We start from the raw sequence: 26,942 nt of genomic DNA on the forward strand, positions 1-26,942 counted from the left end.
CAAGTATTTTATTCAGAAATATGCACATCTAACTGAGGATAAGCGAGAGTGATACCCTTTTCATCAAAGCGCTGCTTAACTTCTTCTAGCACTCTCCACTTAGCCGGTAGGTAGTCGCTATTATCCGTCCACGCGCGAATCCCGAAGACCACGCTACTATCCCCCAGATCATCTACAAAGATATTGACCGGTCGCTCCCCGTGAATCAATGGCTCCGCCTCTACGATTTCCTGTAAAAGGGCCTTCACGTCTTTTATCTTCTCCTGATAACCAACATTTATTCGTAAGTCTAGCTGTCGTTCATTGGTCGCCGAGGTATTGATAATACTATTATTCGTCAGCATCCCGTTCGGCAAGACAATCGTCCGATTATCTACTGAATGAAGCTTGGTATAGAAAAGCTGAATCTCTTTTACTGTACCTTCGTTGTGATTGCTGTCCTCAATAATATAATCCCCTACCTTAAAGGGCTTTAGCAGCAAGATCAAAAGACCACCAGCAAAGTTTGATAGACTTCCTTGAAGGGCTAGACCAATTCCTAAACCAGCAGAAGCAAAAAGCGCAGCGACCGAAACCGTATCTACCCCTAAGCTACTGGCAATCCCAAAAATCAAGAGAGCATACAAGCCGTATTTTGTAAAAGAACAAGCGAATTGCTTAACACCCACGTCAACCTGGGCCCTTTCTAGGGTCCTAGCAAGAAGCTTACCGATTAAGCGAATTACCAGACGACCAATGAGAAAGACCAAGATACAAAGAACCACCTTAATGCTAAAGGCGATGATATCCGGGATGTGCTCCTGAATATAATTCACAATGGCATTGGCTTTTTCGGTAGCTTGTTCCGTCGTCTCTTTTAATTCTTCAGCTACATCTACATCTGTCGTAGTCATAGGCTACCTCCTTATCGTAAAGTCATCAGGGCGCTTAAATTCCCCCTGTTAGTCCCCATCTTCCGGTGTGAAAAAAGATACGTATCGTTACAACTGGTACAAAGAGTGGTGGTGGCAATCTTCTCCTTTTTGACTCCAGCCTCTAGAAGCACCAGTTCATTTGCTCGCCATAGATTAAGCTGATACTTACCATTCTCCTTCCGGTAATATAAATCCCGTTCCCGGTAATTCGGAAAGGCTTCTTGTACCTTTACAATTACGTCTTCGCTAACCTCATAACACGTCTGGCAAATCGATGGTCCAATGGCACAGATCAAGTCCTCTGGCCGGCTACCAAAGGCCTCTGTCATCTTGGTAATGGTTACCTTTCCCATCTTACCTACCGTACCCCGCCACCCCGAATGGGATAGGCCAATGGCTTTGTTCCGCGGATCTAGGAAAAATAACGGGACACAGTCGGCATAAAAGGTCACCAAAGTAAATCCCGGCACATTGGTAATCAGCCCATCAGTCTCAGCAAACACCTTGCCTTCGTCACCTGGTAACACCTGGGCTACATTGGTGGTATGGGTCTGGTTCGTATAGACAAAGCGACTTCCATCAACTGTAAGGGCAGCGCTTAAGCGCCTGGTATTCTCTGCAATCGCTACCGCCTCATCCCCTCTAGTGGTACTTAAATTCATCGACTGACAGTACCCTTTACTAACACCCCCAAGACGGGTGGTAAAAGCGTGGGTAACAAGCCCTGTCTCTTCGAGGTTCGTATATTCTAAAAGCGGGACCTGTTCCTTTACCTTTAAAATCGGTATCTCATCCCCTTGATAGTTTAAATCTAATTCCAATTATATTTCCTCCTAATTTCCCCAATAAGAGAAGGCATCTTCATATACAACAATATCTTTCCCCTGAATCTCCACCACGTCGAAGCGACAATCGGTCTCCGGAAGACGATTTTCCGTCATATAAAATAACGCGCATTTAGAAAGCTTCTGCTGCTTACGCACATCCACGGCTTCGGCGCCTTGACCACTACTCTCCCGGCGTCGATACTTTACTTCCACAAATACTAGACAAGACTCGTCTTTAGCGATTATATCTATCTCGCCCGCCGGACACGTATAGTTGTACTGGAGAATGGTATAGCCCTTCGCCTGAAGGTACGCCCCTGCCGCCTTTTCATATTGAAAGCCTGTTTGTCTCTTATTATTCTCTATCATATAAAATTACCTATAAAGCTTTCCCGGTGAATCGGCGTTTTTCCCAGAGTCTTTAGCCCTTCGATATGAGCCTTCGTGCCATACCCTTTATTTGACGCAAAATCATATCCGGGTAGAACTTTATCGTACTCCTCCATCAGCCTATCTCTCGTAACCTTCGCTATAATGCTGGCAGCCGCAATGCTAACGCTTTTGGCGTCGCCTTTAATAATCGGCACCTGCAAAATATCCACTCCTGGAATGGTCACCGCATCGTTTAAAAGCACTTCTGGCACAACAGAAAGCCCGCTAATTGCTTGGCGCATCGCCTCATAGGTGGCTTGCAAGATATTGATCTCATCGATACGAGCCGGCGAACTCATACCAATGCCGATGGCAATCGCTTTCTCCTGAATCTCCTCAAAAAGCGCGTCCCGGCGCTTAGGGGAGACTTTTTTGGAATCGTTAAGATACAGAATCTGACAATCCTTTGGTAACACCACCGCTGCCGCCACCACTGGTCCAGCGAGAGGACCTCTACCAACCTCATCGATTCCGCATATATAGGAACAATGTCCATATTCTTTTTCAAATACGGACATTGCTGTTAGTCTATGCAATTCTTGTTCAAGCTTTAGCGCGCGCTTACGCTCCCGCTCTTCACTGGCTTTACTCATGCTTAATCACTCCAAATTTATTAAAGGGATAAATACGTATTAGCGCCTTCCCAGTAAGCTCTTTCCTAGTTAGCACTCCCACTTTGGGATTGCGACTATCGGAACTATTATTCCTATTGTCACCAAGGACAAAATATTCGTCTTCGCCTAAAGTAAGTGGCGTAAACCCTAGCTCCCCGCTTACTAAATCGCGCATCGCCTCTAGCCCATAGCCGTCGCTATCTAAAACCTGACCATTAATATAGACTTGACCATTAATGATCTGCACCGTCTCCCCGGGAAGACCGATAATCCGTTTGATGTAATGAGTCTTCTCCCCGCTATCTTCCACATGAGGGAAGACCACAATATCAAAGCGCTCCGGATCCTTAAACCGATAGCTAAGCTTATCCACAATCAGATTATCGCCGTCGCTCAAAGTGGTCTCCATAGAACTTCCTACCACCCGGGTGCGCATCCCAATAAAAGTAATGATAAACCAAGTAAGCACCACAATGATGCCGATATATACAATCCACCCTAGCAGTTCTCTTGCCGGTGATGTTTTCTTATTCTTTGCCATGCCAGTCCCCTTTCGTTAGTCACCAAATATTCTATCACATATCCGATGGGTATTCTAGGGTAATTCGTCCCAGACGACCGCTGCGATAATCATCCAAAAAAAGATTGGCTGCTTTTAGAAGGTCCAGCTCGTTTCCCGAGGCGATACACTTACGCACCCTGGCAATCTCCATTAAACACTCATAATCCTCGCCAGTCTCCTCGATTTCATACTTCTGGGACAAGGTCCCTGGATAGTACTCTCGAATAAAATGAAGCAAATCTGTAGCCAGCTCCTCGGTATTTAAAATCTCATCTTTAATGGACCCGATAAACGCTAGGCGTCTGCCTACCTCTTGATCCTCAAATTTGGGCCACAGGATACCAGGGGTATCAAGAAGTTCTACCTGTTTATTCAGTCTAATCCACTGCTTACCTTTTGTAACACCTGGCTTATTGCCAGTCTTAGTAACCGCTTTTCCCGCTAGAGAATTAATAAAGGTGGACTTGCCTACATTAGGTATCCCTACCACCATTGCCCGGACTGGACGATTTAAGATTCCTCTTTTACGGTCTCTTTCTATCTTAGCCTGACACGCTTCTTTCACTACGTTCTGAACGGCCTTAATACCAGTTCCTCGCTTAGAATTACACTCTATAACAAAGAAACCCTTCTCCCGAAAGTACTCAGCCCACTCCGCATTTCTCTTGGCTTCCGCGAGGTCCGCCTTATTAAGAACAATCAAGCGACTCTTATTGGCTCCCAGTACATCAATGTCAGGATTCCGTGAGCTAAGGGGAATGCGCGCATCCACTAGCTCTATCACAATATCAATCAGCTTGATATTTTCTTGCATCATTCTTTTTGCTTTGGTCATATGACCAGGGTACCACTGAAAATGCATCTAATCTCTCCTTATCAAATGGAAGCGCTTATTCGTATCAATACAAAGCCACGCCTTCCCATACATATATCCTCGTTTTACGTTTCCTACATTGGCCGAGCGGCTATCGTCGTTATTCTCCCGATTATCACCCAGCACGAAGTATTCATCATCCGCTAAAGTAAGCGGTTCCTTAAGCCGACCGACCTCGGCAATGTCCTTTGTCTGGTAGCTCTCCTCAAGCTTAACCTCATTAATGTATATCTCGCCCTCTATAAGCTCAATCGTCTCTCCAGGCAAACCAATCACGCGACGTACATAATAATGGCTGTTATCATTCCCCTTCGGGCGAAAAGCAATCACATCTCCCCTTTTCGGACGAAAGGCATTGTACACGATTTTATTAATCAAAACCGTATCCCCATTATCGGCTACCGGCTTCATCGAATTCCCTGCCACACTGATCTGTCTACCAAAATAAAATACAAAAACAAAGGCAAAAAGTAAGGTAACCCCTATCTTAAATACCCAGCTTAAGATCTCTTTTCCGTGCTTACGAATTATTTTAAAGGCATTTTTTATCTTCTTTATCATACTCATAACCCTATTATAGCAAAAAAGGACAGCACCTACTGTCCTTTTTTGATTGCGTGTCTATTTAACTAATTCTTTAACCTTCGCTCTCTTACCAACGCGATCTCTTAAGTAGTTAAGCTTTGCTCTTCTTACTTTACCACGTCTGATAACTTCCACTCTCTCCACGTTAGGTGAGTGTACTGGCCAAGTCTTCTCTACGTTAACACCGTTAGATTTCTTTCTAACCGTAAAGGTTTCACGAGGGCCTGTGCCTTGTCTCTTAAGAACAGTTCCTTCAAAAACCTGGATTCTCTCACGAGCACCCTCTTTAATCTTACCGTATACTTTTACAGTATCGCCAACGCTAAATTCGCTGACATTCTCGTTGTATTGATCTTTTTCAATACTTCTAATAATATCGTTCATCTGTGCCTCCTAAATAAATTGGACGTTCTTAATACCTTCTGTACCAGAGGACCATCTCATACTTGCAACTAAGCTACTATATCATATTTCCCCGCGGGTTTCAAGACTTTTCTTCCTCTTGTGAAAGGAATTCTCGGTCCTTCTTATCAAGGGAGCCCTTTTCCAAAAGATCGGGCCGGTGCTTCTTCGTCCGGATAAGAGACTGCTCATGACGCCACTTCTCCACATTGGCATGGTGCCCAGATAAAAGCACCTCCGGTACCGCCTTATCGTGCCACACCTCCGGTCTTGAATAGTGAGGATACTCTAAAAGATTATCCTGAAAGCTCTCAAATTCAGCACTGCTATCGTTATGAAGCACACCCTTCTTAAGTCTAGAGATAGCATCCACTAAAAGCATCGCCGGCAATTCACCACCGGTTACTACAAAATCCCCAATCGAGACGTAATCCGTAACGATTTCTTCTAATACCCGCTCATCAATCCCCTCGTAATGACCACAAAGAAGGATTAGCTCTTCCTCCTGGGCAAACTCCTCTGCCAGCTCCTGGGTAAAGGGCTTACCAATAGGTGATAGAAAGATGCACCGCGGCCTGGGGACGGAGTCTACGATATGAGAATAGGCTTGATATACGGGTTCGGCTTGCATCAGCATGCCAGCGCCGCCGCCGTAAGGATAGTCATCGACGCTTTTGTGTTTATTAAAGGCAAAGTCGCGGATATTTACGGCGTTTACTTCAATTAAATTATTGGCTTTTGCTCTTCCCAGAATGCTCGTATTGGCAATATTTTCAATCATCTCTGGAAAAAGCGTCATTACATGAAATTTCATTTCCCTTACAACAACCCTTCCATAATGTGGACCGTCATCTCTTGTCCTTCGATATCAATCTCTTTAATGCAGTCCCTAATCGCTGGTAATAGTAGCTCTTTTCCTTCTACCGTTTTTACCACGTAGACGTCGTTGGCACCAGTCTCAAGGATATCCGTTAAGCGACCGATTTCTTTATGTTCTTCATCAAACACCGCAAGCCCGATTAAGTCCCCAAAGTAATACTCGTCCTCTTCTAGAGGCGTGGCATCTTCTCTGGTAACAAAAAGCTCACACTGTCTGTACTTTTCAATATCGTTAATGTTGTCGATTCCTTTAAACTTAAGAATCACCATGTTTTTAAAGAACTTAACACCGGCAATGGTTAATACGCGCTTTTCCTTACCCGTATCTAAAATTACTTCCTTAAGCTCTAAAAAACGTTCCTTTTCATCTGTCGTCGGGTATACTTTCACTTCCCCGCGAATTCCGTGTGTCGAGGATATTACCCCCACCCGTAATAAATCTTCCATGATTTCTCCTGTTATCTTTCGATAAAAGGCTAAGCGAAAGGGGCTATAAAGCCCCTTTTTCTTAATCCATAATATCGACAATTACTTTCTTGTCTTCTTTCGCGGCTGCGGCCTTAACCACAGCTCTGATTGCTTTCGCAATACGGCCCTGTTTACCGATTACTTTACCCATATCGGAATCAGCAACCTTAATTTCGTAAACAGTAGCCCCATTTTCTTCCTTCTCTGTGATCTTAACCTCGTCTGGTTTGTCCACAAGAGCTTTCGTAATAACTAAGATTAAATCTTGCATCTGTCAAACCTCCCGGATTTATTTTTCGATGCCGGCAATCTTAAATAACTTGCTAACAGTCTCCGTTGGTTGTGCACCTGTCTGCAACCACTTTTTAGCTGCTTCTTCGTTTACATTGTAAACGCTAGGATCCTTAGTAGGATCATAAGTACCGATCTCTTCGATAAACTTTCCATCTCGTGGAGAACGAGAATCAGCTACTACGATTCTATAGAAAGGAGCCTTCTTTTGTCCCATTCTTTTTAATCTGATCTTTACTGCCATTAGTTTTCACCTCCGTAAAAAATTTGTTTTTTCTATGTTAAAAGGGAAGTTTGAAACCGCCTCTTTTACCACCTTTAGTCATGGTCTTCATCATCTTCTTCATTTCGTTAAACTGCTTTACCATTCGATTCACTTCGGCGATATCGACACCGGCACCTTTTGCAATACGATGCTTTCTCGAAGGGTTAAGCAGGTCAGGGTTTCGCCGTTCTTCTGGCGTCATGGAATAAATCATCGCTTCCATTCTCCCCATATTCTTCTCGGCCTGATCAGTTTCATCTTCCGACAAGTTCTTCATGCCTTTTGCCATGCCACCACCAAGGCCAGGGAGCATCCCCATTATACTACCGAGTCCACCCATGTTCTTCATCTGTTTGGTACTCTCAAGAAAATCATCAAAGTCAAACTGAGCCTTCTTAAGCTTCTTGCTCATTTCTTTGGCTTTTTCTTCATCTATATCGGCTTCCGCCTTTTCGATTAAGGAAAGGACATCTCCCATTCCCAGAATCCGCGATGCCATTCGCTCTGGGTAAAACTGCTCCAAATCCGTCAGCTTCTCGCCCATACCTACGTAGAGAATCGGCTTACCCGTCACCGCCTTAACAGAAAGGGCGGCACCACCTCTGGTATCACCATCTAATTTGGTCACGATTACCCCGTCAAGACCGATTTTCTCATTAAACTCTGCGGCAACATTCACAGCGTCTTGACCCGTCATCGCATCGATTACTAAAATCGTCTGATGGACCGTAATAGTATCCTTAATCTCTTGCAGCTCGCTCATCATGTCTTCATCAATATGTAGACGACCAGCGGTATCGAGAATCACTACATCGTTATTATTCTTATTAGCATACTCTAGGGCCGCTTTTGCTATCTCTGGTGGCTTTACTTGATCCCCCATAGAAAAGACTTCCACGCCCTGCTTCTCGGCGTTAACTTCCAACTGCTTAATAGCGGCAGGACGATAGATATCTCCCGCAACCAATAACGGCTTCTTCCCCTTCTTGGTGAATATTCCTGCTAGCTTCGCTGCCGTGGTAGTCTTACCAGCACCTTGAAGACCTGCCATCATAATAACTGTAATAGCTTTTCCCGGCTGGAACTGGATCTCGGTGGTCTCCGAGCCCATTAAATTAACTAGCTCTTCATTCACAATCTTAACCACCATCTGACCCGGGTTTAACCCGTTCATCACATCCGCACCAACAGAACGCTCTTCCACGGTCTTGATAAAATTCCTAACCACTTTAAAACTAACGTCTGCTGCTAAGAGTGCCCGCTTAATCTCTTTGAGCGCTTCTTTCACATCTGCTTCTGTCAGACGTCCTTTACGTTTCAAGTTCTTAAATACATTCTGAAGCTTCTCGCTTAAACTTTCAAATGCCATATACTATAACTCCTGAAGGATCTCTCTCGAAATCTCTTTTACTTTATCGATATCCTCTCCTTGCCGATTTCTCAGCAAAGAATCAATCTGGGCTGCCTTCTCTTTAATGCTCATAAACTTCTCAACTAACTTTAGCTTCTCTTCATAGCCCCTTAAGGTCACGGTGCTCCGTCTAATCATGTCATGCACCCCCTGCCTACTTACGCTATAAAGCTCTCCTATCTCTGAGAGAGAAAGATCGTCGAGAATAAAACTTTCTAATATTTCTTTCTGTCTAGCTGTTAGAAGCTCTCCATAAAAATCATATAGAAGCCCTAGCTCAACAATTTTTTCCATGTTTATCACCTAGTTTTTCTTACCTAGGTAATCTTACAATAACAAAAGAGCTCTGTCAAGCAATTTCTCTTGACAGAGCCGAATTCCATTTTAATGTGTATTTCCTACGACAATTTTACCGCCCGGTCTACCGGCACGCTAAAAATTAAGCCGTGGGCTTCTGAAGTCAGACCGTGTTTTTCGTTTATCGCATCCATAATCCCATTGCGCGTCTTTGAGGAGGCCAGAATAAAGACTAGCTCCCGCTCCTCCTGTAAAGTAATTCCGTGAAACTGCTCCAGCTTATCTCCATCTGACCAACGGGCTTTCACAATGGTGCCGCCGATTGCCCCGGCTTTCCTAGCTGTCTGCATCATCTCGTCAGTATACCCTTGATTAATCGCAACTATAATCAAACTATTTTTACCTTCTTGTTCCATATACGTTACCCCACATATTTCTTCTTCATTAACGGTATCCATCAGTACGGAAGCCACAATATTGTTAATCGCTGACAAGCCAATGGAAAATAGAATACCACTGCTTTTGATGCTCTCGCTTAAATTCGTATTATGGATTTCCGACATCACACAGTTAATCAGCTCGGTCTTCCCCATACTGATAATCATATCCTTCTCTACCACGTCAAGCCCTAGCATATCCATCATCTTGGAGCTAGCTGTCCCTTCGCCCACACAGTGGGTATGGCTGATTAGTTGGCGCGTAGAATATAACTTCGTTACTTTATTGCCTCGTCCCCGGTCCACAATCGTAAATAGTATGGACACCGGTGCTTCTTTCTTTTCCGTCATTTTATCCTAACACCTCCTTAATCGTAATACGTGATAACATCGTCCATCTGCTCCACTCGCTTCTGAAAACGCCTCTTCGTAAACCGTCTCTGCATCTCGGTCTTAAAGCCTAATACCTGAATGGTAATCAGTGGCGTCATCGCCACTAAAGCAACAATACCGAAAGCATCGGTCATCATATTGCCGCCAAGGGCCTCGCAGGCGCCCATCGCTAGCGGTAGCAAAAAAGTCGCCGTCATGGGACCACTGGCCACCCCACCGGAGTCAAAAGCGATACCGGTGTAAATCGGCGGTACGAAAAAACTAAGGACTAAGGCAATCAAATAGCCCGGAATCAAAATCCAGAAGATATTAATCCCAAAGATGATTCGCGTCATCGATAAACCTACCGACACCGCCACACCAATCGACAAACTATTGCCAATCATATTCTGAGTGATTAAACCATTGGAAATCTCTTCTACCTGGGTCTTTAACACGTGTACTGCCGGCTCGGCGGTAACGATAAAGTAGCCTACCACCATACCGATAGGAATCAGAAGATACTTGTATGGACTCCCGCCTATCTCTGAGCCAATCAACTGACCTACCGGCATAAAGCCTACATTTACACCGGTTAAAAACATAATCAAACCGATATACGTAAGCCCAAAGCCAAACAGGGCCCGCACTAGCTTGCGCTTACCAAACCGCTTAAAGATTATCTGGTACAAGGCAAAGGCAAAGATAATGGGAAATAACGCTAAGGATATCTCCTTAATATAAAGGGGTAGTTCTACCCTAAAGGCGTGCATGGCCTCCACCGTCGTATTAACAGAAACCATCGTATTCTCATGGGTTACGGCTTCTGGCTGATAAAATATACCTAGTAACAGCACCGCCAAAATCGGTCCAATACTACAAAGGGCAACGAGACCAAAGCTATCCTCCGAGGACGCCTTATCTGATCGCAGGGTGGAAAGACCCACTCCGAAAGCCATAATAAAAGGCACGGTAATCGGTCCCGTAGTCACACCGCCCGAGTCAAAGGCTGCTGGCACAAAATCGCTCGGTGCAAGGGCCGCCAACAAAAAGACGATTCCGTAAAAGATTACTAATAAAATAGATAAACGAATTTTAAATAAGATACGCAAAAGCGCAATTACTAAAAAGACACCTACGCCCACCGACACCGCTAAGATTAGGGTTAGGTTGGGAACGGAAGGAATTTGATTCGCTAATACCTGCAGATCCGGCTCGGCAATCGTAATGATCGCCCCCAGAAAGAAGGTAATCAAAATGGGAATCAGCATATTCTTCGCTTTTGACATCGATACACCCATGCCTTCTCCCATTAAAATCATCGATAAATCAACGCCAAATGTAAAAAGTCCCATGCCAACAATGAGTAGCATCGCTCCAAAGAGGAACAATACCATAACTCCCGTCTCCATGGGCACCACCGTTATACTGAGCAGAAAGACGATAAAGGTAATCGGCAATACCGAAGTTACGGACTCCATCACCTTTTCTTTCAGCTGTTTCTTCAAACGCACCACCTCTTTCTTATACTTGTGTTTTTATCCTAATGCTTATTATCTTAACATTAAATGACAAAAAAAGAAACCGGAACATCGTTCCGGTTTCTTCTTATTAAATGTAGTTATGACTAGTTTTGGTCATTTCCTTCTACATCATTTACTTTTTTCTTTTTCTTGGCAACAAAGAATGCTGCTCCGATAATTAATGCTAAGGCTAAAGCTAATAAAGAGATAATCACAGGCCAGTTAGGTTGTGCGCTGGCAGCTGCTTCTTTCTCAACCTTCTTTGCTTTAGGAACATTCTTGTTCGCAATGCTTTCTGCCAACGGTACTCCCTGTTCATCTAAAACTTCTGTTTCACCTGTCGTCTCATTTGACAATACTGTAACGGTATCACCTTCAGTTGCTCCACCAGCAGCGGCTGTACTCTCTGGATCATCTACATTAATCACATCCGTTACCGTAACTATTGTATCTGCATTAGCATCGTCGTTGATATCTCTGAAGTAAACCACCTGAGTTCTTTGCTTCGAGAAATAATTATGTCTGATTTTATCTAACTGACCACCAAGACGTACATACTCGTTACCTTCAAATTTAAACTCAGCATCTGTAGTAATATCTACGCCACCTTCTTCGGCTTTAACTTCGATATCTTCTTCCTTTAAGATTTTTTCATCAGACACGCTCAAATAACGAACTTTCAAGGTATAACTAGGCACTAGTGTCGTTCCTACTTCTTGATACACAACATTTACAACTCTTGTTCCACCAAACTGATGAACTAACTCCATAGGTACACCTTCACCTACAATATAAGTTTTTCCGTCCTTTTTAATAGAAGGCTCTACTGTATGTGTTTTTGTATCGTCAACTTCCACTCGATATGTATAAGACTTTAAGAAGTTGTTCTCAGAATCATACGCTTTTACAATCCAGTCGTAACCTGCTTGAGCATCTGCTAACTCGTAACGAACCTCATAAGCTCTTTGCTTTTCGCCGTGCTTATGCGTTATCTTACCGTCACCTACACGAGTATAATACTCATCTACTCCTGTCACATTATTTCTTACTCTTAGTTCTAAAGGAGCTCCTGTAAATACAACATCGCCCTCTTTTGTGGTATCTCCTGTAAAACCGCTTGCACCAATTTGCTTAACGAAAGTATTTCCTTCATAGGCCATATAGTTTACGGTAACAGGATATACGCCTTGAACTTCCTCTTCTTGAACCTTGTAGAAGATATCAAACACTACATTTTCATCACAGTAAGGAATAGGTGCTGATTTACCAATTGCTAATTCATTATTAGCATCTTCATCATATAAGTAATGTCTGCTTCTGCTATCAACCGTTGCCGGAATATCAAGTGTAACTGATCCATCTCCACCATTACCATAAGGTATTGTCACTTTAAGAGTCTTTAAAATATTGTTGTATTCATCTCTTAGGTTAGCGATAGCGTAAGTCGGCTCTGGAACATAATCCGTATAATACACCTTGTAAATCTTTTGACCGTAAACAACTGCAATACTTCCCTGTCCATCTACTGGTTGATACTCTCTATTGCCAACGACGATATATGACGAAGGAGTATGGATATATCTATCACCATAGTTAAGTTCTCCATCCTCTTCTGTACATAGAAACGTTTCTCCACCATTTGCATCTTTATAGAAGTACTGTACTTCATAAGTATGCACTTCTGGTGACTGACGAGAATAAACCAATACCTTTTCACCGTCTACATTCAGATAATATTGTACTGTAAGATGTAAATCTGCACTTACTTTTTGGGTAGACATACTTCCTTGGAATGTACCACTCTCAATAACAGTTTTGCTACTTTCATTGTAAACTTCATAAGTGTAAGTCTCGCCGTCATTGCTTCCCATATCAAACCACTGCAACTGATTATCAATTTGCCAATTTGCATATTGGGCTGACTCAGGCGCTGACTTCACTGTTGTTGTAGGGAGTATTAAACCCGCTATCAACATAATTGCCATTATTAATGACAGACCTCTCTTTTTCATAATCTTATCTCCTCCTAATATCTTTCCTCTAAAATTTTGAAGTTATCCATTACTTATATACCAATTTTACCTCGGGACTGTTACATTCTTGTTACAGTCCCGAAGATTATTGGACGATTAAGAGGTCATTTTCGCTTTTTTGATCTTTTTCTTTCTTTTTTTGCTAATTCCGCCTATTGATATGACTCCAATAGATCCCATTAGCAGCAACGACCAAAGCATCAAACTACTATTATCTCCCGAACGTACTCTACGTCGATAATTTCGAACAGTTCTTCTAACTACACGTTCTTTCGGATTATAAATACCTGCATCTAATGTCTGATCAAATGTTGCCTCTTTCAGATAAACTTGTCTACTGTAATAAGAGTTACCATCTGCCCTACGAGAAGCGTGAGAATCGTTATCTCCTTCTCCTCTGTTGTACTTCGTTGCTGTGTATCCATCAGGAATATAGAAACGCACTCTATAGTTTCCAGGATTTATTAGATGGAACGCATAATAACCTGTATCATCCGTATACGTTGATGCTACTTCTTTCCATCCGCTCACTGTCCGGGCATTCAAATCATTTCTTTCAAGTGCAATCCGAGCACCTGCAACTGGTTCCTCATCCGAATCTTGAATTCCATCGTAATCTATATCGTGCCACATGTAGTCGCCTAGCGAAGCTAGTACAGGAATCACACCTGCATCCCACGTTAGATCTGTCTCACCATACCCAGGTTTAATTGCGCTTGTCACATATCCACCTGTGCAATTCGGGTACGTTGGATCACTCAAGTCCGGATTTACAATATCTGCGTGATAGAATAATAATGCATCTGAATCTGTTTCAGCATTCGCCTCAACAATTACAACTTCATTTCCATCACTATCGATTTCTGTCAGCGAGTCTCTTACGTTGCAAAGGGTAACTTGACGATCACTTTCATCTAACACAAACACCACTCGGTAAACTCTTTCAATAGCATCGCTACTTTCTAGATTCTTAAACAGATACTTACCATTTGCATCAGTGTATGTCCTTGCTTTGAATTCCCATGTTTCTGAAGGTTTATCCTTGTATTGAAGCTCGACCCGAATTCCTTGTAATCCTTTCTCTGTAGGACCTTGTAGACCATCACGATTATCATCTAGCCATACTCTATCGCCAATCGCGCTACGCTTATTCGCTCCCGCATCCCAAGTTATCGAACGCATTCCTTGGTATAATCTTACTCGATTAATATAACCAACTTGATTTAATCCATTATCACTACCATCTTTCGGCATATAGGTGTTCACATCTGAGTCTACCTTTGAATCCGTATCAAGTTTCGCATCAACTGCATAAGATGTTGAACCTGAATTTACAACCTCGCTTGCGTCTTGATTTCCTTCAACAATAGATAAATCATCTGGGAATACAAATTTAATCTTGTAATCACGGTATTCGTCAGCTTTAATTTTAAGGTTCTCGAATAAGTATCGACCTTCACTATTCGTCTTGGTCTGGTCAACTAACTTGCCTTCTCCTGCTTCACTCGTTACATCGTAAAGATAAACATCAATTCCTTCTAAGGCTAGGTAGTCATCTATGTGTAGATGATCATAATCTAAATCCTCAAATGCTAATCCTCCTAAAGCACTATATTTCACTAGACCAGCATCCCAACGCATATCCCTACGGTCGTCTATCTTGGCTTCCTCTAACGCTTCATTAGATATTTCAATAACATTTGTGCGACTTACCTTACCATTGGAACCGCTTAACTCATTTATCGCATCATTGTCATATTCATGAGGCCATTCTTGTTCAGCCGGAGAATCTGTAAACGTATAACTATGCCACCTATTGCCCTCTTCATCTTTATAAGTTAGAGCTGAGACATCAAACTCAACAACATAGTACCCTTTATTAAGTCCCTCAAATTGGTACTTACCGTCTGTTGAGGTTACAGTTGTTTTAATAGGCATTTGGTTATCAGCAATCTTACCATCTTTACCATCTACTTGGTAAAGTTTAACAGAGACACCTGATACTCCTTTTTCATTTTCATTTTGATAACCGTCGTAGTTACCATCTTCCCATACATAGTTACCTATTGTATAAGAATCAATGTAACCAGCATCAAGATCATAATTTTTCTCAGGAACTAATTCTCCATTTTCGTTTTTGATTTCCAAGCGAACACGATCACTAATATCTCTTTTTGTATCTGGATCGATTCTTTCGATATCGGAGTCTTTGGTATCGTCACCAATATTCTTAAGTGTTGGAACCCGTAAATCATTTTCTGGTAACGTAACTTGAATATGGTATTCATAGTACTTATTACCCACATAATTATATGGATCTTCAGTATCCACCGAATCGCCCGAAGCTTTGAGGTAATTACAGTCTAATTCCTTAAACAAATACTTACCTTCATCATCTGTCTTCATACTGTCAACTTTCGAAGTCATGGACAATACTTTATCGCTGCCCTCTAACTTATAATATGTTGTCTTATAAAGATCGACTGTGGCTCCAATAATTCCTTTTTCATCAGCATCTTGAATTCCATCGTTATTGCTATCGTACCATACGCGATCACCTAACTCGCCTTTTGGTAGAACCATTCTTGCCTTAACAGGATTTCTTTCCAAAACAGCTTTTGAACTAAAGCTTTCATCACCAGCCATCAGCTTGTTAGCCATTACAGCATTATTCATGTATTTGCCAACAAATTCTTCTGACTGAGCCGTTGAAAAGCTTGGAGCTTTCATTTCTAGAACTACAGAATACGATTCTCCTGGCTTAAGCCCTGCTTCTCCAAAATCAATATCTAGGCCAACTGCTGAAACTTTTCGTAGTTCATCTCCTGTAGGTAATGTAGGTTTCCAGTTAGACCATGCCGTCATCGTATCCACTACAAGTAATGGAGCATATAAATCTGGGTTTACATCTTTTGTATTTCCGACAAAGGAGTTATCGCCCAAATTCTCCTCAACATAATAGTATTCTTTTGCTTTTTGGCCTTCATCATGAACCTTTACAACTGTAAGGTTATCTCTATCTGCTGTAGGTACTGGAATATCTGTATCTCGTGGTTTACCAGAAACCCCCATCGTATCACCAGCAAATGGTAATACATCAAGTATTCTTGCGGTTTTCTGAACATTACTAGAGTAATTCATAACTGTTAATCTGTAATAAATACTTCCACCGCTGTTTACTTCTGCAGTGATTCCTCGACCCAGCCAATTACTATTATCCGTTGAAATTTCTTTATGAATACGAACATCACTATGATCAAGTAATGAGGTCTCGACTATCGCGCGAATATACTCCATTCCGCTCTGATTTGAAGCCGCATCAACAATATCGCGTTCCTTTCCACTTGTAATCAGAACATCGTGATCGTATCCTTTTTTGAAACTCATTCCATTCGGATTTTCGGCCGTTTTCTCTACCTTATATGCACTTGATAGGTACGCTGGCTCAAATAACTTCACTAAATCAGTTTTTCCTGTTACACCTGTTTTCTTATCCTCAGATATTTCGCCAACAAATTGAATAGATAACTGATCTCCTGGCTCTAACACTAACCCTTCAAACGTTAATGAATATTGCGTGGTTGAACGAGTTGTATCCTCATTGAGTCCGTCCATTCCTCTACTTATAAATGGATATATCTTATCTCCATTATATTCTGTAACATAGCTCACCTCAAAAGCCGTAACTGGCTCTGGATCTTGTCCGTTTCTTGTTAAGAGAATAATGTATGGTTGTCCATCACTATATTCTTCTCTTAAAGTGGTATCTCCAGGCATCCGGAAACTAATAATCGGACTCGTAAAGTTAGGACCGTTTTCCTTTTCAACATTAGTCGCTGTCAGAAGATAGGTAACATCTTCACCAGGTGCATATCCTGTGGTTTTTGGATTTCTAATCTCATTTGTCAATGTTACTTTTGGGAAATCCTTCTGGTATGTCGGCACTTCTGCCCAAACCTGGTTAGTATTTTTTGTAGTATCCTCTTTGATAATGTTCTTACCATCAGACCCTTTAATGCATTCTCTCCAGATAATAGAAGCTTGGTTATAGATAAAGCGTACTTCAGGTAATGGTTTATTGTCTCCGAGCAAAGGCCAATTGGAGCGATTAGCAAATGTAGCATTAAACTCAATGCCATCTGTCTTAAATGACTTTAATACATTCTCATATACTACCTTGAATCCGTAGACATTAAGACCGGCAGCATTAAAATCGATAATTTGATCATTACTCAAATCTGCTAATTGCGACACAATAGCTTCGTCTTTGACCTCGACGTAAGTTCCATGATCCAGGTTGTCAAATGAATCCATAATATACAATTTCGCACTAACCGTTAAATTCTTTGCAAGCGGATTCGCTTCAGCGCTATTCGTAGCCGCATGAACAGTGATGCTATTAATCTTATAATCTTTCACTGATGTTACATCTTCCGCTCTTGTGAGAGAAATTTCTTTATCTCGGTTACCACCATCTTTAGCGCTATATAACTTAATTCCCTTATCTTCAACCGCTAAAGTTTCTGCCGGATAGACATTATCACCCTTTGCAAATCCACTAATCTTAAAGCCAAGGTTTTGGCCATCTGCCTTAGTTATTAAACTCTCTCCTAAAACCACTCTTTCAGAATAGTTACTGCTTTCTGGTAGTTTTATTCCTTTTGTTCCTGCAAAATTATCAGCTTTATTCTCAGGTACCTTTTTATTAGTGAATTCAACACTTACTGGTACTGCTTGATTCGGGTACAAGGTTACTTCTTGTTCCAGCACCGTGTAGTTAGCATCTAACATATAAGATTTAGGAGCCTCTACTTCTGTAATTTTATATGTAGTACCTTCTTTTGCTGCAGGTAATGCCTTAGATGTGACACCCGCAGAATCACCTGTAGATACAACTTCATCCCGTTGCTTATATGTGTTATCAGCTAGTTTCTCAGAAATCGTGAACTTAGCCCCTGCAAGGTAATTACCTTCACCGTCTGTTTTAACAATATTTATAACACCTTTATTAGAAGCGTCTAACATCTCTCCGGTAAAGATTAGATTATCTGTAACCTTTTTCCCTGGTACGATAATTATTGCTGTTGGCTTTTCATTAATATCGTAATTCTGATTGTTCGTTCCTACACTCACTTCGTGAACGTATACCTTTAATCCATCATATTTATTATCTGGATTTACCCATTCTGCATGCTCATTATCTGCAAATGCATCAATTGCATTCCAAGTTACAACACCACCGTTTGCAATTGCCAAGTCTTTAGAAGCACCTTTAACTGTATGATTGCCTTCCACATCATAAGTCAGTTTAAACTTGCCTCCTGAAAGCTTAACGTCAATATCTTTATCTATCTCGCCGTTGTTGTTTGTATCACCATACTTAGTTAATTGAACAGTAACCTTCGGGCTATTATAAGCATATACATTCGTTGTTTGACCGGCAAAAATCTGGAATTGTATCGGTGTCGTATCTATGCTAAAGGTAACCGGAGAATCAACTCCATTATCATCCGTGTATTTAGGCTTTGATGCTACTTCATCTTCAATTACACGATACCACCCTGGCGTCAAATATCCCGAAGGATACCCTGACTTCGCAGTAGGTCTAATATAAGGATTAACCTTATTAACCGGTTCCCATTTCGCATCATCTGCTTCTGGCTCTTCGCCACTTGCAAGTTCACCAATATACTTCTCTAGCCTAAAGACAGAATCGTCAAGTGGATGTAGGGAACTAATTTCATCACCCTTCTTACCATCGTATTTCATTAAGAAGAAGTCGCCGTCTTGCGCGTCATTATTGATATTGTCGGTAGTTTTTGAATCCTTGGATGTATAGTAGTCATTTTTCACTTCGTTGTTATCAATTACTACCCAGAAGGTGGTTTCTAATAATTCAAAGCCTTCTGGCGCCTTCGTTTCCTTAAAAGCATAGACGCCCGCCTCTAGTGGAATCGTCGTTCCAACACCTTTCTTGTTTGTCTTGACTGTATCGACGGACTTTGCATCTTCCTTAATGGCATCACCAATAGCATCAACCTTATAGAAGCTAAACTCGGCATCTTCTAGCGGCTTCACACCAGACACTCCCTCTTCTAACCAGCTGCCTACCTTTTTAAATGTAAACTTACCTTTTCGATCATTACGTACAGTTATTGTTTTTTCATTTATCTTCGGTTCGTATACATAGACACCCGTACTGGCTATATCTTTGTAACCCACGGTAATCGTATGAACTTTATTAGATAAAATGTACTCCTCAGTAACTTTTCCATCTTTACTTGTTTTTGGTGCAACGACTTCTTTCACATAAAAGGTTTTAGTCGCAGAAGTATTAGTGCCACCAATTGTCAAGCCGCTAAAAGTAACTTGGCCACCATCCTTACTTTCTGCAATCATTAACTTATCGCTGGCCACGCTGTCTTTGTCTGCTTTATCAACCTCGCTTTTATCTGTAGACATTACAAACTTCGCACCATCAAGAGCCTTATCTTGGGAATCGCCCTTTTTAAATTTCAAGGCGAAAACCCGTTCATTCTTGATTTGCTTATCTACCACAGAAGAGTAATCCGTTAATGTTTTTGCCATAACTTCAAATTTAAAATAAGTATTTTTATTTCCCAAATAATCCTGTTTTGCACTTACTTCCTTTACATAATACGTTCCTGCAGGCAACGGCTCAGAAATAACAGTACCATCACTACCAGAAGTATAGAGTTTGTTCGGTGTTACTTCCGTATAGGTCTCGCCACTCTTTGTATAAATTCCAAAACCAACATCTTTGAGTCCTGTACCACTATTCTGATCAATCTTCTTAAATTTGAAGCGACCATAAGTTGATTCATTAACTAAAACATTTGAACCTTTTACTTGAGTTAACTTCTGTCCTATCTCGATTCTAATTTCAATAGGATTCATCATCTCATATTCGGCTTTATCAGAATCACTACCGTAATTAAGCTCTACAAGCCAGTAATCGCCAGCATCGATATCATTAATTGTCAGTACACCTGTACTACTCGTTTTACCTGTGTATGATGGGTCTTTTCCATCGATATCTGTTTTTGAATTTTCGCCTGTGCGTTTGTATAAACCGAATTCAACGTCCTCTAGTGGCTTTTCTTCCGTCACAGTACCATCATCTGCTACCCGAATACCTTTTTTGGTAAGCTCTAGACTACCTTGCTTGTCATTCTCAAAGGTTAATGGTATCTTGGCATCCTCCGGCTCAAATTCACCGATTTCTTCTTTTTTGTTATTATAAATAATGCCATCACCATAGAATATGAAACCACCTTTCTCTGCATCATATCCCGTTATACAACCTGCTTTAATTTCAAACGTTATGGATTTTTTCTCTCCATTTGAGTCTTTAATTGTATATCCAGCCATAGACTCTTCTGTAATGGTATATGTCCCCGTTGGAAGCAATTGAGAAATCCAAATTTCGCTTTCGCTTGTATTTGCATTTATCTTGAGCGCAGGTATCTCAATAACACTATCACTGTTTCCCGGTTCACCTTTTTTTACTAGTTTAAAAGTGACATTTTGCTCTTTCGAACTGCTTCCATTAATTCGTTTTTGTAATGCAAAATATCCGTACTTTGCAGTGTTTTGAATTGTAGCACCATCTAGCGAATTAATTTCTCCTTCTCCATCTACTTCTACAGGCACCTGCTTGCTTCCGTCTTTATTCCCTATTTCTATAGACGCTGGCGGTTTGAGATAAGGACTATTTTCGGCCGCATAATCACTTCCATAGTCTTCTGCATCTGCCTCAACTACTATATAATGCCCTATTTCAAGCGGAATCGATGTATATACACCATCTGCTTTGGTAAACCCATACGCCACCTTATCATTTGAAGCTTGAACATATTTACCTGAGTCCTTCGGCTCCTCTTTTGCAGGATATACAAAGAACAGCACGCCTTCAACTGGTATTTCATAATCCCCGACTTTTGTCGTCTTTTTAACTTGAAGTTCTTCTAATACATAGTTATATATTGACTCTGCCGCTGTCGAATACTCACCATTCTCATATTTTACTGTCCAAGTAGAATCTACACCGTCATTATCAAATTTATAAGCAAAACCTTCTGCTGGTAGCAACTCTACAATATAGTATGTTTTGCCTGCTTCTAAATTTGAAAATGTATACTTACCATTAACATCTGTAATCGCAATCTGCTTAATTTTATTAAATCCTTCATCAGCCAGATCAAGCTGAATTCCGTTATACGCCTTGTTTTCGAACGGATTTTTAATAGAGTTATCTGTCGAACCTTCAAGTGCAGAACCAAGTGCACTCTTTAAAGCCTTACGCCTATCCTCAAAATCATTGGTATTTTGGAATCCACCCGTTTTCAAATAGCCTTTAACCGCTTTAGCCTCAATAGGATCTTCAAATAATGCTAGATATACTCCTGACTGTCCTTTTGAATTACTTGCAGTCTTTTCACCGCCAACTGTATTTTTTTTATCATTTGTTATAGACTTATCTACAATTTTCCCAATATCATCAGCCGTGATTTCAACTTTTGACCATTCATTTGAAATGATGTAATTACCTGGCCTTGGTGGTTCTATTTCCTTAAACCAATAGATAAGCTTTCCATCCTTATTTACCTCTAAAGGAATAGTCAAGACAGTGCCATCCTCTGTTGAAGTTTGTAATAGACCATTTGCATCTCCTGATGTTGCAATTGCACAAGGTACAAGGTAATGAGTACCATCTGCATCGGTATACTCCTCTACTGTTCCAGCCTCAGTAGCAGCTTTATATTCATCAGAGTCTTTTTTAACTTCTAAATAACCTTTAAACTTAGCTCCAGCCTCAACATTTGTTATTGCTTCACCGTCTGGTCCAAGTTTTTTGAGTCTAATCGTCGTATAGTCTTTCGGCGTATTCTTTATAACGATTTTATTTGTTGAACCGTTCTCTGATGCATCTTGACTTTCAACCTGACCTCTTGTAACACGAATTTTGTAAATAGCATTCGCACCTACCTCATAACCTTCTGGTGCATAAACTTCCTTAACCCAATATTCACCTTCTGGTAACAATATGGATTCCCATGAAGAGCTTGACATTGTAACTGTACTCTTACCGTCTGGCGTTACCTTTAACGGTGCTTTTTTTAGATCTTCCTCCTGCTTCTGGAATCCTTCTGTAGCGTTATATATTTCGATGGTTGCACCCGAAATCGGGATAAGAACTTCTTCTCCTTTTGTATCAGTAAATACACCTTTCTTATCAACGAATAATTGTCCTTTTGCAATATTTACAATCGGTTTCTCTGTAAATTTATTACAAATTTTTCCCGTTTCAATTTCAAACGTTAAGTCTGTGCCCTCTTTTAATGTATAACCCGCACTAGCATCATTTTGTACTTCTTCTAGTTTGTAGTTACCTGCTTTTAAAAACAGTTTCTGGCCATTTTTTATCGTAAGTGCATTGCCATTGCTGTCCGTCACATATTTATTTGGATTAGCATCCGTGTCAATAATCTTGAATTGAATGTTATCCAATGGGGATTTTTCTCCGTTTAACGCTTCACTAACTTTGGATATTCCAAGGATACCCTTATCAGCATTGTTAAAGATTTCTGTAAGTTTCGTAGCGTAACCCGTTTTATTATCGCCAGGATTCAGAACTATCGTGTGAACCCTGCTGTCTAGCTCATGCCCGTCAACGGTCTGCGTTTCTTTTAAGTAATAAGTCTTACCAGGAATTAGATTTTCCCATGTAGCTTTACCTTCGGCATTCGTTGTTCCATTAGTCGTTGCCACTTCTTTTGACAAGGTTTCATCTTCATAAAGCTTAAATTCAACACCTTGTAATGCGACAGAACCACCATTAATTTCAGGACTATTCGTCTTTTTAAGCACCACTAAATCAGCCAGTCGATCATTGGTTATAGCAGCCTCTGGTTTGTATACAAATCCACCTTGATAATTCTCTCCACCAAGCGCTGGGATTGTGTACGTCCCCACAAGGAGCCCTTTACCTTCGACGTAGTTAGAATACTCCTTGACCGGCTTGTATCCCTCCGGCGCACTCGCTTCATATAGCTTATACTCCGCACCAGGAATAAGGCCACCGAAACTATAAATACCTTCCTCGTCAGAAATGTTTTCGTATGCTAACTCTTCCGTTCCATCATCTTTTGATAAATACAAATTAAACTTCGCATTACTTAATTTAATATTTGCGTTTTTTGAGTCAACCTTTTCAATTTGTAACTCAATTCCGCGTACGTTAAGCCACTCTCTTGTTACTTCCTTATTTTCAGCATCAAGCGTTACTGCTATAGGTTCTGAAGACACGATATAATCAGCGTTTTTCTCACCTTTAACTTCCTTAATGTAGTAGGTTTCATAAGGAAGAAGCTTGCTCTGCGCTTTTCCTGGAATTATTTCATTAGCGCCATTAAGAGCAGTTCCCGAAATCAGCGTATCTTTTAGTTGTGTACATTCCTTATCACTGTAGATTTCAAAGCTAACATCATCCATAGGTTGCTCATCATGAGCGCTTTTCTTCTTAATAATAATTCGACCAAAATTACTCTCGGCAACATTATAGACTACAACACGAGCATTCTTTCCAGGTTCAACAACAAACTCTTTATATGAATCATCTTTTGCCTTAAAGCCATCCGGCGCTTTTGTTTCCTTATAATAATACGTACCTGGAGCAAGCTCCTTTTGCTCAGTAATTGCCAAGTTGCTTCCATCTGCCTCTGTTATAAGATCTGATATCACCTTAACTTTTCCATCGATAATATCAATATCATCTGGATTATCCGAATAAATTGCATCACGATAAATGTCAAAGGTTGCTCCTTTGAGAATATTGCCATCTTTTATAGTATTTCCATTGTATGTACCGTATTTTATAATATCGAATCTTTGATTCGAGTAGTTTATTATCTCATATTCTTTAGCGGCTTTGCTCTTTTCTACCTGCACTACCGTCATACCATTGCCAACGATATTGTAATTTTTAGGTGACTCGGTCTCTAAGATTACATAATATCCTTCTTTTAATGCGCTTGAAGTGGCCTCTCCACCTTCAGTCACTAGTGTTTCAATACGCACCCATCCATCGGCAGGTCCATCAAGACCGGCAACTGTCGGCGCTTCACTAAACGGCGCTTTATTTGTTGTTCCATACACCTCGAAAGTCGCTGGATCCTCAAGGAGCGTTTTACCATCCACTTTACCATCTTTATAATTCTGAACAACTTTTTTGATTTTGAAACTACCTTGATTAGTATAGTTAATATAAAAAGGCGATTTATAGTTTATACCTGCAGGTGGTGCATCTTGAGCTGGTGAAAATATCGGTGCACAAAGTTTACCGTCCACTACTTCTACAGATCCAATAGGTAGAAGTGGATTAGGTGCATCATATTGATAATATCCACTGCTAGTTTCATATATATAATACTCACCAGATGCAAGCCCATCTAAGCGAACCTTTCCGTCGGATCCAGGATTGACCGTCACGCCCCCATCTTCGGAATCCTTAAGAACAAATAAGAAGCTAACATTATCTAATGGATTATAATTCCCACTTAAGTCCTTACCGTATTTATAAAATTCAACGGCACCATTTTTAGCTAACGTATTTACAACCTTGATTTTCGTATCTACTTCTACAAGGGAAACCTTATAGTTATTCGCGTTAACAATTGAAAACTTCTTTGTAGTAGCGTCGTACCTAACCACAAAACCAGAAGTAGGCGGTTTGACAATCCCCGTTTCACCATCTTCTACGATTTCAGTAAGTAAATAATCCGCAGATTCGTCTTTAATTTTAGGAATTGATAAGTTACCATTGTCTCCTACTGTAAATATGGCACTATTACCATCGAGTAGCGAACCTTCATTATTTCTAATCGGATTACCTTGTGTATCAGTGATTTTAAACTTAATGGAACCAATTCCGTATTTTCCTCTAGTAGTCTTATCGAGGACTATCTCCTCGCTACCATTTTCTCCTTTTCCTAAAGACAAATATTTTACAATAGGAATCTGGATTGCATCCAATTTGTTTTTGGGTTCTCCAATGAGAAATTCCGCATGGTCATCTTTTTCTTTTCTCTCACCGTCAATCAATGTGTAATCTAGAGTTGCATTATTTACAATCGTCCACGGCTCTTGCGTCCCATATTCAAACTTATAAGGTGCATGTGGATATCTAACCTCTACTGTGTACTTAGTTGGTAACGCAGCACCTTTAGGTATATATTCGCCATCAGCACTTGCTTTATTCACTCTAGTGATTTCAAAACTCGTAATATCACCGTGCGCATCTTTTGCAACCTTATAGTCTTTTCCCTCTACTAAATCAATTTCCCCATTTCCGATAGTAATTTTAACCGACTTAGCACCTGCACCTGCTTTTATTCCTGCTACGGGCAATGTGTCTATAATCTTAAAAAGATCTTCACCATTTTCCTTTTTAAAATTCATACGACCGTAAGCGTCTGCATCACCGTCTGGTTTTGTAGAAGTCAAGTCAATATAATAGGTATATACATATTCGTCGGTATCAGTATCTATTTTTCTATACGCGTCAGTATTTTGAACATTTTCACCGCCATCATGTCTTTTATCAATTTCCCAACCATCATCTGCTTCAACAGTCACTTTGGCTTTTTTGTCAACATCTACTTTTAAATGATTATCCGAACCAAGCGTTACATCAAAGTAAGCATCCATTTCAAATTCAGATAAATGTGCTATTTCAAAGTTTTTTGTCTTTAACTTGACCGTTAATGACTTTTCTGCACCTGTTTCAATCCCTCTTTCGAAATTTATAACTAAGGTGTATTTCTTAAGCGAAGTATTATATATTAGATTGCTACCAGTAATTCCTGCACCCGAAAGAATGAAATTGCCGTTTTCATCCTTCGCCACCTCGAAGCCTTTTGGAAGCACTACAGTAAGTGACAATGCATTGTACAGATTTGTATCATCTGATCCCTGCGCATTCAAAACATATTTAAGATCATAATCAAAGGAGTCTCCAGATTGAATTGTGATCTCATCTTGTGTCTTGTTTAGCTTGCCTTCTAATGTAGCAAAGGCGTTTGCATTCTGACTCACGCCACCCTCTAGTGTTTGAATGGCCGCTGTCCCTAGTTGATCGCTTGTGTTAGACTCTGTCCCTTCTGGAACGGTAGTATTCGAACTCCCATCTAGCGATTCGCCGCCACCGGCAGCCTCACTGCCGGCATTATTTTCAGAACCACCATCTTCATTCCCACCTTGGGTGTCCCCCGTTTGATTAGTGGAACCATCGGTCGTACCGCCGTTTCCTTCTGTGTCTGTCGGCGTCGTTTCCTCAATCGGCGCCTCCTCTGCCAGTACCTGATATAGGTAGCTGTCCGAGGTGCAGAATACTAGCACCGCCAATAACAGTGCAACTACTCTCTTTGCTTTCTTCATACTTTACCTCCTCATATTTTCAATTTCTCACAAACTCTTAATCCATCTATGTTAACTTGCGTTACAAAAAGTAATATTAGGATTTTTAGGTCACAGAATGACACAATCCTACTTAGTCATTATATACTAGCCTTATTCAAGCGCTTAACAAATGTCTTAAACTGCATTTTTAACGTAACAAACTACTATAATTTTCATAAATAACTTAATTCACCTTATCTAGAAAGCGTTACATAAGCGTTACAAAAATAACTCAAACACTTCACTTTATATACTTTTAATATTTACAAACATCTCT

The 26,942-nt window shown here is 40.8% G+C and carries 18 protein-coding genes; all 18 read right to left on the minus strand.

Annotated elements, in window-relative coordinates; translation table 11 throughout:
• Positions 1-8: 8 nt before the first annotated feature.
• On the minus strand, positions 9-893 hold the full coding sequence (locus NHH16_RS03615; protein ID WP_262068244.1) for a mechanosensitive ion channel family protein: 885 nt from the start codon (positions 891-893) through the stop codon (positions 9-11).
• 11 nt (positions 894-904) lie between these two features.
• Positions 905-1,735 (minus strand): peptidoglycan editing factor PgeF, encoded by an 831-nt coding sequence (gene pgeF / locus NHH16_RS03620; protein ID WP_262068245.1) that lies wholly within the window; start codon positions 1,733-1,735, stop codon positions 905-907.
• A 12-nt stretch (positions 1,736-1,747) separates the two neighbouring features.
• Positions 1,748-2,110, minus strand: a complete 363-nt coding sequence (locus NHH16_RS03625; RefSeq protein ID WP_262068246.1) for a YraN family protein — start codon at positions 2,108-2,110, stop codon at positions 1,748-1,750.
• The gene (locus NHH16_RS03630; protein WP_262068247.1) at positions 2,107-2,766 is read right to left on the minus strand and encodes a ribonuclease HII; all 660 of its coding nucleotides are present in this window, start codon (positions 2,764-2,766) and stop codon (positions 2,107-2,109) included. The genes NHH16_RS03625 and NHH16_RS03630 overlap by 4 nt, the downstream gene beginning before the upstream one ends.
• A complete protein-coding gene (lepB, locus tag NHH16_RS03635; RefSeq protein ID WP_262068248.1) occupies positions 2,759-3,328 on the minus strand; it encodes a signal peptidase I in 570 nt (189 codons plus the stop codon). Before lepB (NHH16_RS03635) ends, NHH16_RS03630 begins: the two co-directional genes overlap by 8 nt.
• A gap of 34 nt (positions 3,329-3,362) precedes the next feature.
• Complete coding sequence (ylqF, locus tag NHH16_RS03640; protein ID WP_262068249.1) at positions 3,363-4,211, minus strand: ribosome biogenesis GTPase YlqF; 849 nt, start codon at positions 4,209-4,211, stop codon at positions 3,363-3,365.
• A complete protein-coding gene (gene lepB, locus NHH16_RS03645) occupies positions 4,212-4,784 on the minus strand; it encodes a signal peptidase I (protein ID WP_262068250.1) in 573 nt (190 codons plus the stop codon).
• Between the two features lie 60 nt (positions 4,785-4,844).
• Positions 4,845-5,192, minus strand: coding sequence for a 50S ribosomal protein L19 (gene rplS / locus NHH16_RS03650; RefSeq protein WP_262068251.1), 348 nt, complete (start codon positions 5,190-5,192; stop codon positions 4,845-4,847).
• Positions 5,193-5,292: 100 nt separating this feature from the next.
• The gene (trmD, locus tag NHH16_RS03655) at positions 5,293-6,024 is read right to left on the minus strand and encodes a tRNA (guanosine(37)-N1)-methyltransferase TrmD (RefSeq protein ID WP_262068252.1); all 732 of its coding nucleotides are present in this window, start codon (positions 6,022-6,024) and stop codon (positions 5,293-5,295) included.
• A 5-nt stretch (positions 6,025-6,029) separates the two neighbouring features.
• Positions 6,030-6,536, minus strand: a complete 507-nt coding sequence (rimM, locus tag NHH16_RS03660; protein ID WP_262068253.1) for a ribosome maturation factor RimM — start codon at positions 6,534-6,536, stop codon at positions 6,030-6,032.
• Between the two features lie 61 nt (positions 6,537-6,597).
• Positions 6,598-6,828, minus strand: a complete 231-nt coding sequence (locus tag NHH16_RS03665) for a KH domain-containing protein (protein WP_262068254.1) — start codon at positions 6,826-6,828, stop codon at positions 6,598-6,600.
• Between the two features lie 18 nt (positions 6,829-6,846).
• Positions 6,847-7,092: a 30S ribosomal protein S16 gene (gene rpsP, locus NHH16_RS03670; RefSeq protein ID WP_262068255.1), complete on the minus strand. Its 246-nt coding sequence runs from the start codon at positions 7,090-7,092 to the stop codon at positions 6,847-6,849.
• Positions 7,093-7,129: 37 nt separating this feature from the next.
• Entirely contained in the window at positions 7,130-8,482 is a 1,353-nt protein-coding gene (gene ffh / locus NHH16_RS03675; protein WP_262068256.1) for a signal recognition particle protein, read from the minus strand.
• Positions 8,483-8,485: 3 nt separating this feature from the next.
• A complete protein-coding gene (ylxM, locus tag NHH16_RS03680) occupies positions 8,486-8,818 on the minus strand; it encodes a YlxM family DNA-binding protein (RefSeq protein ID WP_262068257.1) in 333 nt (110 codons plus the stop codon).
• Between the two features lie 104 nt (positions 8,819-8,922).
• Positions 8,923-9,609, minus strand: a complete 687-nt coding sequence (locus NHH16_RS03685) for a hypothetical protein (protein WP_262068258.1) — start codon at positions 9,607-9,609, stop codon at positions 8,923-8,925.
• Positions 9,610-9,626: 17 nt separating this feature from the next.
• A complete protein-coding gene (locus NHH16_RS03690; RefSeq protein ID WP_275982038.1) occupies positions 9,627-11,138 on the minus strand; it encodes a DUF1538 domain-containing protein in 1,512 nt (503 codons plus the stop codon).
• A 119-nt stretch (positions 11,139-11,257) separates the two neighbouring features.
• The gene (locus NHH16_RS03695; protein WP_262068260.1) at positions 11,258-13,165 is read right to left on the minus strand and encodes a hypothetical protein; all 1,908 of its coding nucleotides are present in this window, start codon (positions 13,163-13,165) and stop codon (positions 11,258-11,260) included.
• 117 nt (positions 13,166-13,282) lie between these two features.
• Positions 13,283-26,644, minus strand: a complete 13,362-nt coding sequence (locus tag NHH16_RS03700) for a SpaA isopeptide-forming pilin-related protein (protein WP_262068261.1) — start codon at positions 26,642-26,644, stop codon at positions 13,283-13,285.
• Positions 26,645-26,942: the final 298 nt, after the last annotated feature.

Source organism: Ohessyouella blattaphilus (assembly GCF_024721265.1).
Taxonomy (GTDB): domain Bacteria; phylum Bacillota; class Clostridia; order Lachnospirales; family Lachnospiraceae; genus Aequitasia; species Aequitasia blattaphilus_A.

Excerpts from the sequence above, each read along its gene's own strand:
- NHH16_RS03615 (WP_262068244.1), bottom strand. The coding sequence starts at position 893 with ATGACTACGACAGATGTAGATGTAGCTGAAGAATTAAAAGAGACGACG.
- NHH16_RS03625 (WP_262068246.1), bottom strand. The coding sequence starts at position 2,110 with ATGATAGAGAATAATAAGAGACAAACAGGCTTTCAATATGAAAAGGCG.
- NHH16_RS03630 (WP_262068247.1), bottom strand. The coding sequence starts at position 2,766 with ATGAGTAAAGCCAGTGAAGAGCGGGAGCGTAAGCGCGCGCTAAAGCTT.
- lepB (WP_262068248.1), bottom strand. The coding sequence starts at position 3,328 with ATGGCAAAGAATAAGAAAACATCACCGGCAAGAGAACTGCTAGGGTGG.
- ylqF (WP_262068249.1), bottom strand. The coding sequence starts at position 4,211 with ATGCATTTTCAGTGGTACCCTGGTCATATGACCAAAGCAAAAAGAATG.
- lepB (WP_262068250.1), bottom strand. The coding sequence starts at position 4,784 with ATGATAAAGAAGATAAAAAATGCCTTTAAAATAATTCGTAAGCACGGA.
- rplS (WP_262068251.1), bottom strand. The coding sequence starts at position 5,192 with ATGAACGATATTATTAGAAGTATTGAAAAAGATCAATACAACGAGAAT.
- trmD (WP_262068252.1), bottom strand. The coding sequence starts at position 6,024 with ATGAAATTTCATGTAATGACGCTTTTTCCAGAGATGATTGAAAATATT.
- rimM (WP_262068253.1), bottom strand. The coding sequence starts at position 6,536 with ATGGAAGATTTATTACGGGTGGGGGTAATATCCTCGACACACGGAATT.
- NHH16_RS03665 (WP_262068254.1), bottom strand. The coding sequence starts at position 6,828 with ATGCAAGATTTAATCTTAGTTATTACGAAAGCTCTTGTGGACAAACCA.
- rpsP (WP_262068255.1), bottom strand. The coding sequence starts at position 7,092 with ATGGCAGTAAAGATCAGATTAAAAAGAATGGGACAAAAGAAGGCTCCT.
- ffh (WP_262068256.1), bottom strand. The coding sequence starts at position 8,482 with ATGGCATTTGAAAGTTTAAGCGAGAAGCTTCAGAATGTATTTAAGAAC.
- ylxM (WP_262068257.1), bottom strand. The coding sequence starts at position 8,818 with ATGGAAAAAATTGTTGAGCTAGGGCTTCTATATGATTTTTATGGAGAG.
- NHH16_RS03685 (WP_262068258.1), bottom strand. The coding sequence starts at position 9,609 with ATGACGGAAAAGAAAGAAGCACCGGTGTCCATACTATTTACGATTGTG.
- NHH16_RS03695 (WP_262068260.1), bottom strand. The coding sequence starts at position 13,165 with ATGAAAAAGAGAGGTCTGTCATTAATAATGGCAATTATGTTGATAGCG.
- NHH16_RS03700 (WP_262068261.1), bottom strand. The coding sequence starts at position 26,644 with ATGAAGAAAGCAAAGAGAGTAGTTGCACTGTTATTGGCGGTGCTAGTA.